This window comes from Rhodococcus sp. DT1 (assembly GCF_049844875.1).
In the GTDB taxonomy this organism is placed as follows: domain Bacteria; phylum Actinomycetota; class Actinomycetes; order Mycobacteriales; family Mycobacteriaceae; genus Rhodococcus.
Map to the genome: position 1 here is coordinate 153,530 of NZ_JBNCLW010000006.1, position 14,397 is coordinate 167,926.

Here is a 14,397-nt window from a genome sequence, read left to right on the forward strand (position 1 = left end):
ACGCTCGCTAAGCTGACTGCCCATGACCACTGTCCAGGAGCCCTCCGCGTCCGAGGCGGCGAGTACGCCCGATATTCACACCACCGCCGGCAAGCTCGCCGACCTGCGCAATCGTCAGGCCAAGGCTCAGGCTCCCGTCGGTGAGGCCGCCATCGAGAAGGTGCACGCCAAGGGCAAGCTGACCGCCCGCGAGCGCATCACCGCGTTGCTCGACGAAGGTTCGTTCGTCGAACTCGACGCTCTCGCCCGCCATCGCAGCACGAACTTCGGTCTGGCCGAGAACCGCCCCGTCGGCGACGGTGTCGTCACCGGCTACGGCACGATCGACGGCCGCGACGTCTGCGTCTTCTCTCAGGACGCCACGGTCTTCGGTGGCAGCCTCGGTGAGGTCTACGGCGAGAAGATCGTCAAGGTCATGGATCTCGCGGTCCGCACCGGTCGGCCCCTGGTCGGTATCAACGAAGGTGCCGGCGCGCGCATCCAGGAAGGTGTCGTCTCGCTCGGACTGTACGGCGAGATCTTCCACCGCAACGTTCAGGCCTCCGGCGTCATCCCGCAGATCTCGCTCATCATGGGCCCCGCCGCGGGCGGTCACGTGTACTCCCCCGCGCTGACGGACTTCGTCGTCATGGTCGACAAGACCAGCCAGATGTTCGTCACCGGCCCCGACGTCATCAAGACCGTCACGGGCGAAGACGTCACGATGGAGGACCTCGGCGGCGCACACACCCACATGGTCAAGTCGGGTGTCGCGCACTACGTCGCAGAGGGCGAGCAGGACGCGCTCGACTACGTCCGCGACCTGCTGTCGTACCTGCCGAGCAACAACCAGGCTGCTGCCCCGCGTACCGCCCCGACCGATCCGATCGACGGCGCGATCGAGGATTCGCTCACCGACGAGGACCTCGAGCTCGACACGATCATTCCCGACTCGGCGAACCAGCCGTACGACATGCACGAGGTCATCCGCCGTCTCCTCGACGACGACGAGTTCCTCGAGGTCCAGGCGGAGCGCGCCCGGAACATCATCATCGGCTTCGGCCGCATCGACGGCCGCAGCGTCGGCATCGTCGCCAACCAGCCGACCCAGTTCGCAGGCTGCCTGGACATCGACGCCTCCGAGAAGGCCGCCCGCTTCGTGCGCACGTGCGACGCCTTCAACGTCCCGATCATCACGCTCGTGGACGTCCCCGGCTTCCTGCCCGGCACCGAGCAGGAGTTCAACGGCATTATTCGCCGCGGCGCGAAACTGCTGTACGCGTACGGCGAGGCGACGGTCGGCAAGATCACCGTCATCACCCGCAAGGCGTACGGCGGCGCGTACGACGTCATGGGCTCCAAGCACATGGGCGCCGACGTCAACCTCGCGTGGCCGACCGCGCAGATCGCCGTGATGGGCGCATCCGGAGCCGTGGGATTCGTCTACCGCAAGCAGCTCAAGGACGCCGCCGCAGCCGGCGAGGACGTCGATGCGTTGCGCCTGCAGTTGCAGAACGAATACGAGGACACCCTCGTCAACCCGTACATCGCGGCCGAGCGCGGATATGTCGACGCGGTCATCCCGCCGTCGCACACCCGCGGGCAGATCGTCTCCGCGCTGCGACTGCTCGAGCGGAAGATGGTTTCGCTCCCGCCGAAGAAGCATGGAAACATTCCCCTGTGACGGTTCGCGACGGAGTGCGTGCGCGTCCCGCCGGTGACACCGGCGGGACGCGGTCGCGCACCCGTCGCCACGACCCGAACGGCGTAGCACGCCGCAGGTGGCGTGCGATGACCTCAACGAGAGGGACCCACATGACAGCGACCCAGTTCGCGGCAGCGCACGCGGGTGGCGCGCAGTGACCGCGACGGCAGAGGACAAGATCATCACCGACACGGAGTTCGACGAAGCGACCGACGCCGCGCTCGGCGAAGCCACCGACGGGCAGGCTCCCGAACCGGCCGGCCGGCAGTCGCCGGCGGAGACGCCGGAGCCTGCCGCGGAGCCGGCCGTCGCCCTGCGCATCGTCAAGGGCAACCCCTCCGACGAGGAGGTCGCGGCCCTGGTCTCCGTGCTCGCGGCGGCTGCGGCGTCTGTGGCTCCCGCAGGAGACACCACGCCGGCCGAGACATGGGGCGACCCGACGCGCATGCACCGCCAGCGGGCTCCGTTCTCCCCGTACTCGTACCCGAACCGGCTCTGACGTGCCGCGCTTGGTGCTGGCGTCGGCTTCCCCGGCCCGCCTGTCGGTGCTGCACGCGGCCGGAGTCAAGCCGCTCGTCCACGTCTCCGGTGTGGACGAGGACGCCGTCGTCGCGGCACTCGAGCCCGGTACCGTCCCGGCGGCCGTCGTCACAGCACTCGCTCGCGAGAAAGCCGCTGCGATCCTGCCGGTGCTCGAGGAGAGCGGACTCAAGGACGCGGTGGTCATCGGTTGCGACTCGATGCTCCTCGTCGACGGTGTGCTGCAAGGCAAGCCCGGTACAACCGATGTGGCGCGTGAACGCTGGCACATGATGGCGGGTCGCAGCGCGGAACTGCTCACGGGACACAGCGTGCTGCGGGTCCACGACGGTGAACTCGTTGCCGAGGCGTCCGGCCACAGCGGCACCGTTGTCCATTTCGGCACCCCGACCGAAGAGGAACTCGAGACCTACCTCGAGAGCGGAGAGCCGCTCGAGGTGGCGGGAGCGTTCACCCTCGACGGTCTCGGCGGCTGGTTCATCGACAGCATCGAAGGCGATCCGTCGTCTGTCGTGGGTATCGGACTGCCCCTCGTGCGCACGCTTCTTGCCCGGGTCGGCATCTCGGTTGCGCAGTTGTGGACCGAGAACGCGGCCATCCCGATCGAAGCTCTCGAAAACTGAGCGAATTTCCGGACCATCCCCATCACCGAATCCGAGGACGGTCATGAACGACATCGCGGGGTCCGCGACCCAAGAAAGCTTCGTCCTGCTGAGCCAGGATCCCTTCTTCGACGTGGTCGTCGACCTGGTGGCCGGGTACCTGGCCTCCGCGTTCGACGATCCGGCGGACCATGAAGTGTCCGGGTGGACGCTGACCTGCCTTCCGTCCGCGGGCAGAACCGCAGACCACCAGCGGCTGTTCACGCTCGCGATCGGCCCGATGGAAGTCCTGCACGTCGAGCGGTACACGGAAGACGGGGAGACCGTCGATTACCGCACGGTGCTCACGACGTCCACTTCCGCGTTGATCCAGCAGACCGGTTCCTCGCTGGACCAGTTGTCGATGCGGTATCCGCTGCTGAAGTTCCACGACTCGGACAACGCCGCCGCGAACGGCGACGCGGTGGTCGTCGACTGGTTTCTCAGCGACGACGGCGCCGACGAACAGTTCTTCGCACTTCCGCTCGACGAGACCACCATCGGCCCTCTGGCCGAGCGTCTGGCCGACCAAGGCGCGGGTCCGTATGAGGAGTATCACAATCGGTGGTTCGCGCAGCACGTCCTCGGCGTCATGACCGAAGAAGCCTGACGTGCCGATCCGGCTGCCCAAGGTGCTCGCCGGCCGGGACGACGCGCCGGCACTCGACGTGCTGGAGCGTTATTTCCGAGTGCCGCTGCGGAAGACCGGCAGGCTCCGGAGCGGCGCGCTCTGGGACGAGTGGGATTCGACCGGCACCCGGCAACGCGACGCCGACGTCTTCACCGCCGACGACCTCGTCGCCGTCACGTTTCTCTCGGTCGAGGTCTCGCCCGACGGCGCCGACATCGTGCTCCGGGAACGCCGCGACGAGTTCGCCGAGTTGCTGGCGGCGATCGGTCCGGACCGCGATCTCGCTGAGGAAGCAGACGAGATGACGCCCCCTTCCCCTGCGTGGCAACTGGAGACGGCGTTGTGGACGGTGCCGAGCATCGGACGCACGGTCGCGTCGAAGCTGATCGCCCGGAAGCGGCCCCGGCTCTACCCGATCTACGATCGCGTCGTGGGCGAGGTGCTCGACACCAAGCAGGCGCATCTCGAGCCGATCCGGCAAGCGTTGCGGCACAACGACGGTGAGCTACAGGCACGCCTCGTCGGGCTGCGGGAGCGGGCCGGATTGCCGGACGCGGTGCCGGCCCTGCGGGTGCTCGATGTGCTCGCGTGGATGCAACTGAAGGCGCCCGTCTCCCACTGAGCGGCGCTCATGCCCCGGCGCCGCCCTCGCGTTCCAGCCGGCGCTTCTCCTGCTCCCTGGCCACGCGGCGTTGCTGTTCTGCGCGTTCGCGGCAGCGCCGGAGGAACTCCTCGTCGGTTTCGGGCTGCTGCCCCGCCTGCCGCCCGGGCCGGTTGTATTCGGGGAACGTCGACGCAGGCCTTTGCGTCCGCGACCGGTCGACCCCGTCCGGCCGTCCGACGAGCAACCACAGCACCGAGCCGACCAGTGGCAGAAGGATCACGACCATCAGCCACAGCGGCTTGGGCAGGTGCCGCACCTCGTGCTCGTCGGCACGGATCAGGTCTATCAGGCACGCCACCCACACGATCATCACGATCAACCCGAAATACGGCATTCCCGCACACCCCTGTATGTCGCCGCCGGCCGCCCCGGATCGGTTCGTCTGTTCAGCACTACCGCGTCTGCTGGTCCCTGCCGTGTCTGCTCGTCACGGCGTCCGCGCGGATATTACGACATATCGACCTTCAGCGAGCGGGCGAGCGACCGTGCCATCGCCTCGGCTTTGATCTTGGCACGGTCGGCATTCGTCCCCGCGAACAGCGCGTCGACGTTCTCGATCCACAACGCGAGCCAGCGCTCGAACCGGGCGGATGTCAGGCCGTGGTGGCCGTGCAGCGCGCGGTGGACGGGGATGAACGCTCCGTCGTAACGCGTGGTGCGGAACAGGATCTGTTCCCAGAAGTCGCCGACGACGACGAGGTGTTCGTCGAGCCCGACGACGGCGAGAACGTCGAATACCGGCGCGAGCAGCGGATCGGCCGTCGCACGCTCGTAGAACCGCCGCACCAGTACGTCGATGTCGGCACGGCAGCCGAGATCGGCGTGGCGGGATCGACTGCGAGTCACGTGCTCGAACGCTACCGCCTAGAATCGACTGCGCACCTGCCACCACTGCCCCAGGAGCTCTTAGTGCCCGTCGCACCCGATAGCAACTCGTCGTTCGCCGCCTACGCGGATCCCGCTCGTCTCGTGTCGACCGAGTGGCTCTCGGCGCACCTCGGGCATCCCGAGATGAAGGTCGTCGAATCCGACGAAGACGTGCTGCTCTACGACGTCGGGCACATTCCGGGCGCCGTGAAGATCGACTGGCATCTCGACCTCAACGATCCGGTGACGCGCGACTACATCGACGGCGAGCAGTTCGCGGCGCTGATGGATCGCAAGGGCATCCGCCGCACCGACACCGTCGTGATCTACGGCGACAAGTCGAACTGGTGGGCCGCCTACGCACTGTGGGTGTTCACGCTCTTCGGTCACGAGGACGTCCGCCTGCTCGACGGTGGCCGCGACGCGTGGATCTCCGAGAACCGCGACACCACCCTCGAAATCCCGTCGGCCACGACGAGCGGCTACCCCGTCGTCGAACGCAACGACACCCCGATCCGCGCATTCAAGGACGACGTCCTCTCCCACCTCGGACGCGTTCCGCTCGTGGATGTCCGGTCGCCGCAGGAGTACACCGGCGAGCGCACCCACATGCCCGACTACCCGGAGGAAGGCGCCCTGCGCGGCGGTCACATCCCCACCGCGGTCTCCATTCCGTGGGCGAAGGCCGCTGCTCCGGACGGACGTTTCCGCTCCCGCGCCGAACTCGACGAGATCTACTCGGGTGTCGACAAGGACGCCGATGTCATCGCGTACTGCCGGATCGGCGAGCGGTCCAGCCACACCTGGTTCGTGCTCACGCACCTGCTCGGTTACCCGCATGTACGCAACTACGACGGTTCGTGGACGGAATGGGGCAACGCGGTGCGCGTGCCGATCGTCCAGGGCGACGAGCCGGGAACAGCGCCGGTCGCATGAGTATTCCCGCACCTCTCGCCGAGATCGTCGACGACTTCGCCGCCGTCGAGGGTCAGGACAAGCTACAGCTCCTGCTCGAGTTCAGCCGGGAACTGCCGCCGCTCCCACCGGAGCTCGAAGAGGCGGCGATGGAGCCTGTGCCCGAGTGCCAGTCGCCGCTGTTCCTCTCCGTCGACGCCGCGGACCCCTCCAGCGTGACACTGCATTTCAGTGCTCCCGCCGAGGCTCCGACCACGCGCGGATTCGCGTCGATCCTGCACCAGGGGCTGGACGGCCTCAGCGCGAAAGAGATCCTCGACGTGCCGGACGACTTCTACTCCGCGCTCGGCTTGGCCGCCGTCGTGAGCCCGTTGAGGTTGCGCGGCATGAGCGCCATGCTGTCGCGCATCAAACGTCACCTCCGCTCCTGAGTCCTGCGGAACCGCGAGTTCGATGCAATTCACCGAGTTGGCCGACTACCCGATCTCGGCGGGGGTCCTGACCGAATGGCTGCCGTGCGCAGAAGACGACGCCTGGCAGCAGGACTCGCGTCCGGCCTCCTACATCCACGAGGCGCACCTGCGGCGTTCGAGTGGCGCCCGTTACGGCGGGGGCCGGGAATCCTGGCTGGGCACCGCTTTCGAGATCGACGGTGAGATCGACACCGAGAAGTTCCGCCGCGCGCTGGAACGGTGGATCGACCGGCACGAGCCGTTGCGAAGCCATACCCGCCTGACCGGATCCGATCGTGCGGAGAGTCCGATCATCCGGCGTACCGCACCCCCGGGCAGGATCTCCCTCCGTTCCATCCGCCACGACCCCAGCGATCCCGACACCATCCGCGATCACCTCCACGGGTTGTTCGACGACTACACGACGCCTCATCTGTGGCCCGCGTACGTCTTCGCGACGCTCGAACGGCTCCCGGGCGACTCGGCCGGGTTCTCCGGCACTGCGCCGTGTTTCACGGTTTTCTTCGGAGCCGACCACTCCATCATCGACGGGTATTCGATCGTGTTGGTGGCGCACGAGATCACCGCCCTGTACGAGGAGGAGCGGACGGGCCGCCCCGCCGAACTGTTCCCCGTCGGCAGCTACATCGATTTCGGCGCCGCCGAACGCGACGGTTCCGAGCGACTCGACGACAAGCACGAAGCCGTACGCATCTGGCAGCACACCCTGAAAGTGTGCGGCGGGCACGCGCCGTCGTTCCCGCTCCCGATCGGCCCTCGCCCACCGCACACCGTCGCGCAGCAGGGTGCGGTGGAACGCTGGTTCGACGACAAGCAGGCGTCCGTGTTCGCGGCGCGGTGTCAGGACTCGGGCGCGGGTTTCTTCGCGGGCGTACTCGCATGCCTCGGGCAGGCGACCCGAGAATTGGCGGGCGTCGACAATTTCCGTGTCGTCGCGCCCGCCCATACCCGGACGGGCCCGATGTGGGCGGGCGCACTCGGCTGGTTCGTCGGAGTGAGCCCGATCGACCTGGACCTGACGGGCACAACGGATTTCGACACGCTCACCGCCCGCGCCGCGCGCGAATTGCGCCGCACCCGCGCCAGCGCTCGCGTGCCGTTCGACCGTGTCGGCGAACTGCTCGGCGTGCCCATCCGCCCGCGGTTCGTCGTGTCCTACATGGATGTGCGCTTCGTTCCGATGGCCGCCCAGTGGCCGGAGTGGAACGCTCGCGCGCTGCGCAGCCGGAGCTTCGCCCACGACGTCTACATCTGGATCAACCGGACCCCCGAGGGCCTGAACATGTCCGCTCGCTTCCCCGACAATCCGGTCGCGGCCGCCAACGTTCTCCGCTTCCTGCACCGGACACGCGAACTGATGCACGACGTGGTGGCTTCCTCTGCACCGAGCTCCGGAGCCCCTGATCGGGACGTCCCACCTACCGGCGAGTAGCGTTGCACGCTCAGGTGGGCACCGTAATGTGTAGAAGCCATCCGGTTACATCGTCTAGCGGATTGGTGCTTAGACTGCCGCTTGACGGAAATAACCTAACGATCGATAGCAGGAGGCTCCGTGCCCAGTCATGCCAGCGCGCAGATCACGAAGGTGCTCGTCGCGAACCGCGGCGAAATCGCTGTGCGGGTCATCCGCGCGGCGAAGGATGCGGGGTACGGCAGTGTCGCTGTCTACGCTGAGCCGGACGCCGATGCACAGTTCGTGAAGCTCGCAGACGAGGCGTTCGCGCTCGGTGGCACCACTTCGGCCGAGTCCTACCTGGTGTTCGACAAGATCCTCGACGCTGCGGCCAAGTCCGGCGCCGACGCGATCCACCCCGGCTACGGCTTCCTGTCGGAGAACGCCGACTTCGCCCAGGCTGTCATCGACGCGGGCCTGATCTGGATCGGCCCCTCCCCGCAGTCCATCCGCGACCTCGGCGACAAGGTCACCGCCCGGCACATCGCCGAGCGCGCGAAGGCCCCGATGGCGGCCGGCACCAAGGACCCCGTCAAGAACGCCGACGAGGTCGTCGAGTTCGCGAAGCAGTACGGCGTGCCCGTTGCGATCAAGGCAGCCTTCGGCGGCGGCGGTCGCGGCATGAAGGTCGCGCAGACCATCGAGGAAATCCCCGAACTGTTCGAGTCGGCTACCCGCGAGGCCATCGCAGCCTTCGGCCGCGGTGAGTGCTTCGTCGAGCAGTACCTCGACAAGGCCCGCCACGTCGAGGCCCAGGTCCTCGCCGATCAGCACGGCAACGTCATCGTCGCCGGCACCCGCGACTGCTCGCTGCAGCGTCGCTTCCAGAAGCTTGTCGAGGAGGCCCCCGCGCCGTTCCTCACCGACGACCAGCGTGCCCGCATCCACGCTTCGGCCAAGGCGATCTGCAAGGAGGCCGGTTACTACGGCGCCGGCACGGTCGAATACCTGGTGCAGGGCGACACCGTCTCCTTCCTCGAGGTCAACACCCGACTGCAGGTCGAGCACCCCGTCACCGAGGAAACCGCAGGCATCGACCTGGTGCGCCAGCAGTTCCGCATCGCCAACGGTGAGGAACTCGAGATCAAGGAAGATCCGACTCCGCGCGGCCACTCCTTCGAGTTCCGCATCAACGGCGAGGACGCCGGCCGTGGCTTCATGCCCGCCCCTGGCCCCATCACCGTCTACCGCGAGCCGACGGGCCCCGGCGTGCGCGTCGACTCCGGTGTCGTCCAGGGCGACGTCATCGGCGGCCAGTTCGACTCGATGCTCGCGAAGCTGATCGTCACCGGCGAGAACCGCGAGCAGGCGCTGCAGCGCGCGGCACGCGCGCTCGCCGAGTTCGAGGTCGACGGTCTGGCCACCGTCATCCCGTTCCACCGCCACATCGTCGAGAACCCCGCGTTCGTCGGCGACGGCGAGAAGTTCGACGTCTACACCAAGTGGATCGAGAACGACTGGGACAACACCATCGAGCCGTTCACCCCGGGTGGTGCGGTCGAGGACGAGGACGAGGTCCTGCCGCGTCAGAACGTCGTCGTCGAGGTCGGCGGACGTCGCGTCGAGGTGTCGCTTCCCGGCCAGTTCTCTCTCGGCAGCGGCGGTGGCGCCCCCGGCGTCGTCCGCAAGAAGCCGAAGGCCCGCAAGCGCGGCGGCGGCCAGGGTGGCAAGGCATCCGGCGACGCGGTCACCGCGCCGATGCAGGGCACCGTGGTCAAGGTTGCCGTGACCGAAGGACAGGAAGTCGCCGAGGGCGACCTCATCGCCGTCCTCGAGGCCATGAAGATGGAGAACCCCGTCACGGCGCACAAGGCCGGCGTCGTCACCGGCCTCACGGTCGAGCCGGGCTCCGCCATCACGCAGGGCACGGTCCTCGCCGAACTCAAGTAGCACCAGCACGTCTCGAGGGGCCCCCACACCGCATCGTCGGTGCGGGGGCCTCCGTCATATGCGCACGTGACCGGTTCCACACCTCGTCGTGGGACTTCGGACCTATCGGCGTGGGGCATTGTGACCTATTCTCTTCGAGACTGTCGGGGTCGTTGTCGCTGTCCAATCCATGCGCGGCACGCAGCCCCTGCATGCCGTGGAGGGGCCCGTGCCGCCCTCCGTCAAGGGGACGTATGTCGCACGAACTCCACCACTTCTCCATGGGAATGTGGCTCTTCGCTCTCGGCTGGTTCGCCTCAGCCGTCGGGTGTTACGCAGGTTTGACCTGCGCCCGCCACGCCACGCGGGTCGCCCGGTCCCGGGCACGCTGGACCTTCCTCGCGAGCGTCGCGATCGGCGGCGTCGGCATCTGGCTGATGCACTTCATCGGAATGATGGGCTTCTCGCTTCCGGGATCGCCGGTCAGGTACGCATTGGCACCGACCCTGCTCTCCGTCGCTCTGGCGATCGGCGCGACATGGTTCGGACTGTGGATCCTGCAGGCGGATGTGCGACGGTTGCGGTCCTGGTCGCCGGGTGAACGACTGGCCGTGGGAGGCGTGGTGATGGGCCTCGCGGTCGCCGCCATGCACTACGCCGGAATGTCGGCGGTGCGGGTTCAGGGAGAACTCGAACAACAGAGTCCGTACATCGCTGGATCGGTGCTGATCGGGGTGGTCGCCTCTCTCACCGCGCTGTGGCTGTCGGGTGCGGCGGAGAGTGCGGCGATGCGCGTCGTGGCGGCGGCCGTCATGGCCTCCGCGGTGGTCGCGCTGCACTACACCGGCATGGCCGGGGTGGCAGTGCACGTGCTGCCGGACGCGCCCGAACCCACCGGGATGACCGTGATGTCGCTGATGTTCCCGGGGTTCATCGCAGGTTTCGTCGTCCTCGGCGCGATCGTGCTGCTGCTGCTGGCGTCACCGAGCCACGATGATCTGCGCGCCGAGGCCGAGATCGCAGCCTGGGATTCGGGCACGCCCCGCACGTCCGATCTCCACTAGTCTGGACCCATGGGCGAGCGTCCCGAAGTACGTATCGGAACGGCCGAACGCGAAGAAGCCGTGCAGCTGCTCGGTGACCACTTCGCGGCCGGCCGGCTCACGCTCGACGAGTTCGACGAGCGTGTGACTCGCGCGACGGAAGCCCGGACCCGCGGCGACCTGGTTCCGCTGTTCCGCGACCTGCCGTCGGCGCCGGCAGCCCTGGTGCCCCCACCAGCCCGCGAGAATCTCTATCTGAACCTCGTGACGCTGGTCCCGCTGGTGCTCGTCGCGCTGCTGATCCTCGTCGCGATCCGGCACCCGATCGCGATTCTCCTCGCGCTCGTCGCCCTCTGGATGCTGGGGCGCAGGGCGTACCGCCTGGTCACGGAATGGCGAGCCTCGGACCGGCCGCCCGGCGGTGCCGACTAACGTTGGCGCCATGCCCGTTTTCGCCTGGCAGCGAGTGCTGCCACTCGTGGTTGCCGTCATCGCGGTCACGGTAATGCTCCTCCTGCCCGGCGACACCACTCCCTCGGGGCCACCGCATTCCGACAAGGTGACCCACGCGCTCATGTTCGCGGTGCTGGCGTACTGCTCCCGCTTCGCGCGCTTCTCCCCCGCGATCACGCTGGTGGGGCTGGCCGCGTACGGAGCTCTCACCGAGGTGTTGCAGGCGACCGTCGCCGTGCGGCGTTCGGGATCGGTCTGGGACTGGTGCGCCGACCTCTTCGGCATCCTTGTCGGCCTCGCCGTCGCCGAGGCGCTCCGCCGCCGCACCCGCGCAGCGCGCGCACGCTGAAACCGTTTGCGGCACCGGCCTATTCGTCAGGTACCGCCTGCCCGGCGAACGCTCACTCCTGCGGGGCCACGAGGCGGTCGCGCAGCGCCTGCAGCGCGGTGTCGCCGAGACCGAGGCCGGCCGCAAAATATCCTTCGATGCTGCCGTACCGGGTCAGCGCCTCGTCGATTGCGGTTTCGAGGTACTCGCGCCGCACACCGAGAATCGGAACGAGGATGTCCGGGTCACCTCCGCGTTCGGCGAAGCGGGCGAACATCGTGTCGAAAGCGGGCAGCAGCATGTCGTTGGTACGCAGGTAGTCGGCGAACACCGCATCCTCGTCGGCGCCGGCGAACAGGAGCAGGGACGCTGCGGCCCACCCCGTCCGGTCCTTCCCCGCGCTGCAGTGGACCAGCGCGGGAACGTCGCCCTGCGCCATACCTTCCGCGACAGCGCGATACGACGCGAGAGCGCTCGGCAACGTCACGAAGTCCCGGTAGCTCCCCCGCAGATATTCGACGGCGCGGCCGTCACCGAACGCCTGGGCGGCCAGTGCGGGATCGGCGACGATGTCGGGGAGCGCTGCCGCGATGGACCCGTTGTTTCGGTCGGCGAGGACGTCGAGGGCGACGTGCCGGGCGTGCGCCGGAAGCTTGTCCGGACGGAGTTTCTGCTCGGCCGCGGTGCGGAGGTCGAACACGTTCGCGATGTGCAGTGCCGTGAGTGTGTCGAGATCGGTCTCGGTGACCCGGCTCAGGTCGGTCGAGCGGTACACCACCCCGGTACGAACCACGCCACCGTAGGAACTCGCACATCCGCCGATGTCGCGGAAGTTCGCCAGTGACGGGATCGCGAAGGCGGTGTCTGCGGCGGCCTCGTTGCCCAGTGCGTCGGTCATGTCGACAACCTACGGCGTTGCGCTCGGAACCGGGAAGCCCCGCGCGGCTCAGGTGTGGCGCCCGAGGACACGGTCCACGGCGGCGAGCGCCTCGTCGAGTTCGGCTGTCGTGACCGTCAGCGGGGGCCGGAATCGGATACCGCGGGTGCCGGTGCCGATCATGAGAACGCGCTCGTCGCGGTACAGGTCGCGCAGCACCGCGTCGCGCATGTCCGGTGACGGCAGGGTCAGCGCACACATCAGCCCGCGGCCGCGCGGCTCCGTCACCGCGGGATGGCGTGCGGCGAGTTGCTGCACTCCGGCCAGCAGATGCGCCCCATGAATGCGGGCACGCTCGACCAGTCCGTCCCGCTCGATCACCTCGAGGATGCGGCGGGCGCGCACCATGTCGGTGAGATTGCCACCCCAGGTGGAGTTGAGACGCGAGCCCACCGTGAAGACGTTGTCGGGCACTTCGTCGATCCGCCCGCCGGCCATGATCCCGCACACCTGCGTCTTCTTTCCGAATGCCACGAGGTCGGGAGCCACGCCGAACTGCTGATACGCCCAGGCGGTGCCCGTGAGTCCGACACCGGTCTGCACCTCGTCGAACACGAACAGCGCGTCGTTGGCGCGGCACAGATCCGCCATGGCCCGGAAGAACTCCGGACGGAAATGGTGGTCGCCGCCCTCCCCTTGGACGGGTTCGGCGATGAAGCACGCGATGTCGTGGGGGCGCTCGGCGAATGCGGCGCGCGCCTGGTCGAGCGCGCGGTCCTCCGCCGCGGCGATGTCGCGGCCGTCGCACAGATAGGGCGCGTCGATTCGCGGCCAGTCGAACTTCGGGAAGCGTGCGGTCTTCACCGGATCGGTGTTGGTGAGCGACATCGTGTAGCCGCTCCGCCCGTGGAACGCCTCGGTCAGATGAAGTACCGAGCCTCCGAGGCCGGGGTCGAGTCCGCGGGACTCGTTGAGGCGGCTCTTCCAGTCGAACGCGGCCTTGAGAGCGTTCTCGACGGCGAGCGCACCGCCGTCGACGAAGAACAGGTGCGGCAGGGCCGGGTCCCCGAGGACCCGGGCGAAGGTGTCGACGAACCGGGCCATCGGCACCGTATAGATGTCGGAGTTGCTGGGCTTGTTCGGTGCGACAGTGCAGAACTCCTCTGCGGCACCGGGGTCGTCCGCGAGCGCAGGATGGTTCATGCCCAGCGCCGAGGACGCGAAAAACCCGAACATGTCGAGGTAAACAGTGCCGTCGCGCTGGTCGACCAGTCATAGGCCGCGTGAGCGTTCGAGGTCGAGGACGAGGTCTGCTCCGTCCGTGAGCAGGTGCTGCCGCAGTACGTCGTGAACGCGGTCGGGAAGGAGGGATCCGTCACTGTCCGGGCGCCGGAGTGCAGTACTCATACCGGGAACGATACGTCCGAACATTCAGTAAAGGGTCTTCATTACAAGAAATTTACCGGCGTTTACCGTCACCGCTCGTAAAATGTTTGGAGAATGACGGTGCTCCGGGTTGCCACGTTCGCGGTCGCACGAATTTGCTGAAGCAGATGTTCGAGCGCGCGCGGCGAGGCGACACGCACGAGGAGGATGTAGCTTTCGTCCCCGGCGACCGAGTGACAGGATTCGATGGCGTCGATATGGCGCAATCGCGCCGGTGCATCGTCCGGCTGAGACGGATCAAGAGGGGTGATGGCGACGAACGCCGAGAGCGCGAGTCCGATCGCCTCGGGATCGATTCTGGCGCTGTACCCGCGAATGATGTCGCGCGACTCGAGGCGTCGTACCCGGGATTGGACGGCGGACACCGACAGGCCCGCCTTGTCGGCAAGCGCGGCCAAGGTGGCCCGCCCGTCGGCTTCCAATTCGCGCAACAGCAATCGATCGATCTCGTCCAGCGCGTCTTTAGGGGATTCCGGCACCCGCGCAGATTATCCGAGCACGAAGGGACCACAC

16 protein-coding genes and 1 pseudogene are annotated in these 14,397 nt (G+C 67.7%); 12 read left to right on the plus strand and 5 right to left on the minus strand.

The window, feature by feature from the left end:
* Window positions 1–22: 22 nt before the first annotated feature.
* From ACLQ3J_RS16710 to ACLQ3J_RS16730, 5 genes are all read left to right on the plus strand, one after another.
* Complete coding sequence (locus tag ACLQ3J_RS16710; RefSeq protein WP_296549032.1) at window positions 23–1,663, plus strand: acyl-CoA carboxylase subunit beta; 1,641 nt, start codon at window positions 23–25, stop codon at window positions 1,661–1,663.
* A gap of 175 nt (window positions 1,664–1,838) precedes the next feature.
* Window positions 1,839–2,183 (plus strand): acyl-CoA carboxylase epsilon subunit, encoded by a 345-nt coding sequence (locus tag ACLQ3J_RS16715; RefSeq protein WP_425903936.1) that lies wholly within the window; start codon window positions 1,839–1,841, stop codon window positions 2,181–2,183.
* 1 nt (window position 2,184) lies between these two features.
* Window positions 2,185–2,847 carry a Maf family protein gene (locus ACLQ3J_RS16720; protein WP_378527640.1) on the plus strand — a complete coding sequence of 221 codons (663 nt, stop codon included), beginning with the start codon at window positions 2,185–2,187 and terminating at the stop codon, window positions 2,845–2,847.
* Window positions 2,848–2,890: 43 nt separating this feature from the next.
* Window positions 2,891–3,475 carry a hypothetical protein gene (locus tag ACLQ3J_RS16725; RefSeq protein WP_296549027.1) on the plus strand — a complete coding sequence of 195 codons (585 nt, stop codon included), beginning with the start codon at window positions 2,891–2,893 and terminating at the stop codon, window positions 3,473–3,475.
* Between the two features lies 1 nt (window position 3,476).
* The gene (locus ACLQ3J_RS16730) at window positions 3,477–4,118 is read left to right on the plus strand and encodes a DUF6308 family protein (protein ID WP_425903938.1); all 642 of its coding nucleotides are present in this window, start codon (window positions 3,477–3,479) and stop codon (window positions 4,116–4,118) included.
* A 7-nt stretch (window positions 4,119–4,125) separates the two neighbouring features.
* On the opposite strand, the gene ACLQ3J_RS16735 is transcribed toward ACLQ3J_RS16730, so the two are convergent.
* Entirely contained in the window at window positions 4,126–4,494 is a 369-nt protein-coding gene (locus ACLQ3J_RS16735; RefSeq protein ID WP_169619831.1) for a PLD nuclease N-terminal domain-containing protein, read from the minus strand.
* A gap of 113 nt (window positions 4,495–4,607) precedes the next feature.
* Complete coding sequence (locus ACLQ3J_RS16740; RefSeq protein WP_169619832.1) at window positions 4,608–5,006, minus strand: group III truncated hemoglobin; 399 nt, start codon at window positions 5,004–5,006, stop codon at window positions 4,608–4,610.
* Between the two features lie 63 nt (window positions 5,007–5,069).
* Here ACLQ3J_RS16740 and ACLQ3J_RS16745 point away from each other — a divergent pair, with 63 nt between their 5' ends.
* From ACLQ3J_RS16745 to ACLQ3J_RS16775, 7 genes are all read left to right on the plus strand, one after another.
* A complete protein-coding gene (locus tag ACLQ3J_RS16745; RefSeq protein ID WP_169619833.1) occupies window positions 5,070–5,963 on the plus strand; it encodes a sulfurtransferase in 894 nt (297 codons plus the stop codon).
* Window positions 5,960–6,373, plus strand: coding sequence for a SufE family protein (locus ACLQ3J_RS16750; RefSeq protein ID WP_169619834.1), 414 nt, complete (start codon window positions 5,960–5,962; stop codon window positions 6,371–6,373). Before ACLQ3J_RS16745 ends, ACLQ3J_RS16750 begins: the two co-directional genes overlap by 4 nt.
* Before the next feature lie 22 nt (window positions 6,374–6,395).
* Entirely contained in the window at window positions 6,396–7,847 is a 1,452-nt protein-coding gene (locus tag ACLQ3J_RS16755) for a condensation domain-containing protein (protein ID WP_425903940.1), read from the plus strand.
* Window positions 7,848–7,967: 120 nt separating this feature from the next.
* The gene (locus tag ACLQ3J_RS16760; RefSeq protein ID WP_169619836.1) at window positions 7,968–9,758 is read left to right on the plus strand and encodes an acetyl/propionyl/methylcrotonyl-CoA carboxylase subunit alpha; all 1,791 of its coding nucleotides are present in this window, start codon (window positions 7,968–7,970) and stop codon (window positions 9,756–9,758) included.
* A gap of 233 nt (window positions 9,759–9,991) precedes the next feature.
* A complete protein-coding gene (locus tag ACLQ3J_RS16765) occupies window positions 9,992–10,801 on the plus strand; it encodes an MHYT domain-containing protein (protein ID WP_169619837.1) in 810 nt (269 codons plus the stop codon).
* A gap of 9 nt (window positions 10,802–10,810) precedes the next feature.
* Complete coding sequence (locus tag ACLQ3J_RS16770) at window positions 10,811–11,212, plus strand: DUF1707 SHOCT-like domain-containing protein (RefSeq protein ID WP_169619838.1); 402 nt, start codon at window positions 10,811–10,813, stop codon at window positions 11,210–11,212.
* Window positions 11,213–11,222: 10 nt separating this feature from the next.
* The gene (locus ACLQ3J_RS16775) at window positions 11,223–11,582 is read left to right on the plus strand and encodes a VanZ family protein (protein ID WP_296549015.1); all 360 of its coding nucleotides are present in this window, start codon (window positions 11,223–11,225) and stop codon (window positions 11,580–11,582) included.
* A 52-nt stretch (window positions 11,583–11,634) separates the two neighbouring features.
* Here ACLQ3J_RS16775 and ACLQ3J_RS16780 read toward each other — a convergent pair whose 3' ends face one another.
* From ACLQ3J_RS16780 to ACLQ3J_RS16790, 3 genes and pseudogenes are all read right to left on the minus strand, one after another.
* Window positions 11,635–12,459, minus strand: coding sequence for a tyrosine-protein phosphatase (locus ACLQ3J_RS16780; protein ID WP_425903943.1), 825 nt, complete (start codon window positions 12,457–12,459; stop codon window positions 11,635–11,637).
* Window positions 12,460–12,507: 48 nt separating this feature from the next.
* A pseudogene (lat, locus tag ACLQ3J_RS16785) lies at window positions 12,508–13,845 on the minus strand (L-lysine 6-transaminase).
* Between the two features lie 68 nt (window positions 13,846–13,913).
* A complete protein-coding gene (locus ACLQ3J_RS16790; protein WP_169619842.1) occupies window positions 13,914–14,363 on the minus strand; it encodes an Lrp/AsnC family transcriptional regulator in 450 nt (149 codons plus the stop codon).
* Window positions 14,364–14,397 lie beyond the last annotated feature (34 nt).

Excerpts from the sequence above, each read along its gene's own strand:
- ACLQ3J_RS16710 (WP_296549032.1), top strand. The coding sequence starts at position 23 with ATGACCACTGTCCAGGAGCCCTCCGCGTCCGAGGCGGCGAGTACGCCC.
- ACLQ3J_RS16725 (WP_296549027.1), top strand. The coding sequence starts at position 2,891 with ATGAACGACATCGCGGGGTCCGCGACCCAAGAAAGCTTCGTCCTGCTG.
- ACLQ3J_RS16735 (WP_169619831.1), bottom strand. The coding sequence starts at position 4,494 with ATGCCGTATTTCGGGTTGATCGTGATGATCGTGTGGGTGGCGTGCCTG.
- ACLQ3J_RS16750 (WP_169619834.1), top strand. The coding sequence starts at position 5,960 with ATGAGTATTCCCGCACCTCTCGCCGAGATCGTCGACGACTTCGCCGCC.
- ACLQ3J_RS16755 (WP_425903940.1), top strand. The coding sequence starts at position 6,396 with ATGCAATTCACCGAGTTGGCCGACTACCCGATCTCGGCGGGGGTCCTG.
- ACLQ3J_RS16765 (WP_169619837.1), top strand. The coding sequence starts at position 9,992 with ATGTCGCACGAACTCCACCACTTCTCCATGGGAATGTGGCTCTTCGCT.
- ACLQ3J_RS16770 (WP_169619838.1), top strand. The coding sequence starts at position 10,811 with ATGGGCGAGCGTCCCGAAGTACGTATCGGAACGGCCGAACGCGAAGAA.
- ACLQ3J_RS16775 (WP_296549015.1), top strand. The coding sequence starts at position 11,223 with ATGCCCGTTTTCGCCTGGCAGCGAGTGCTGCCACTCGTGGTTGCCGTC.
- ACLQ3J_RS16780 (WP_425903943.1), bottom strand. The coding sequence starts at position 12,459 with ATGACCGACGCACTGGGCAACGAGGCCGCCGCAGACACCGCCTTCGCG.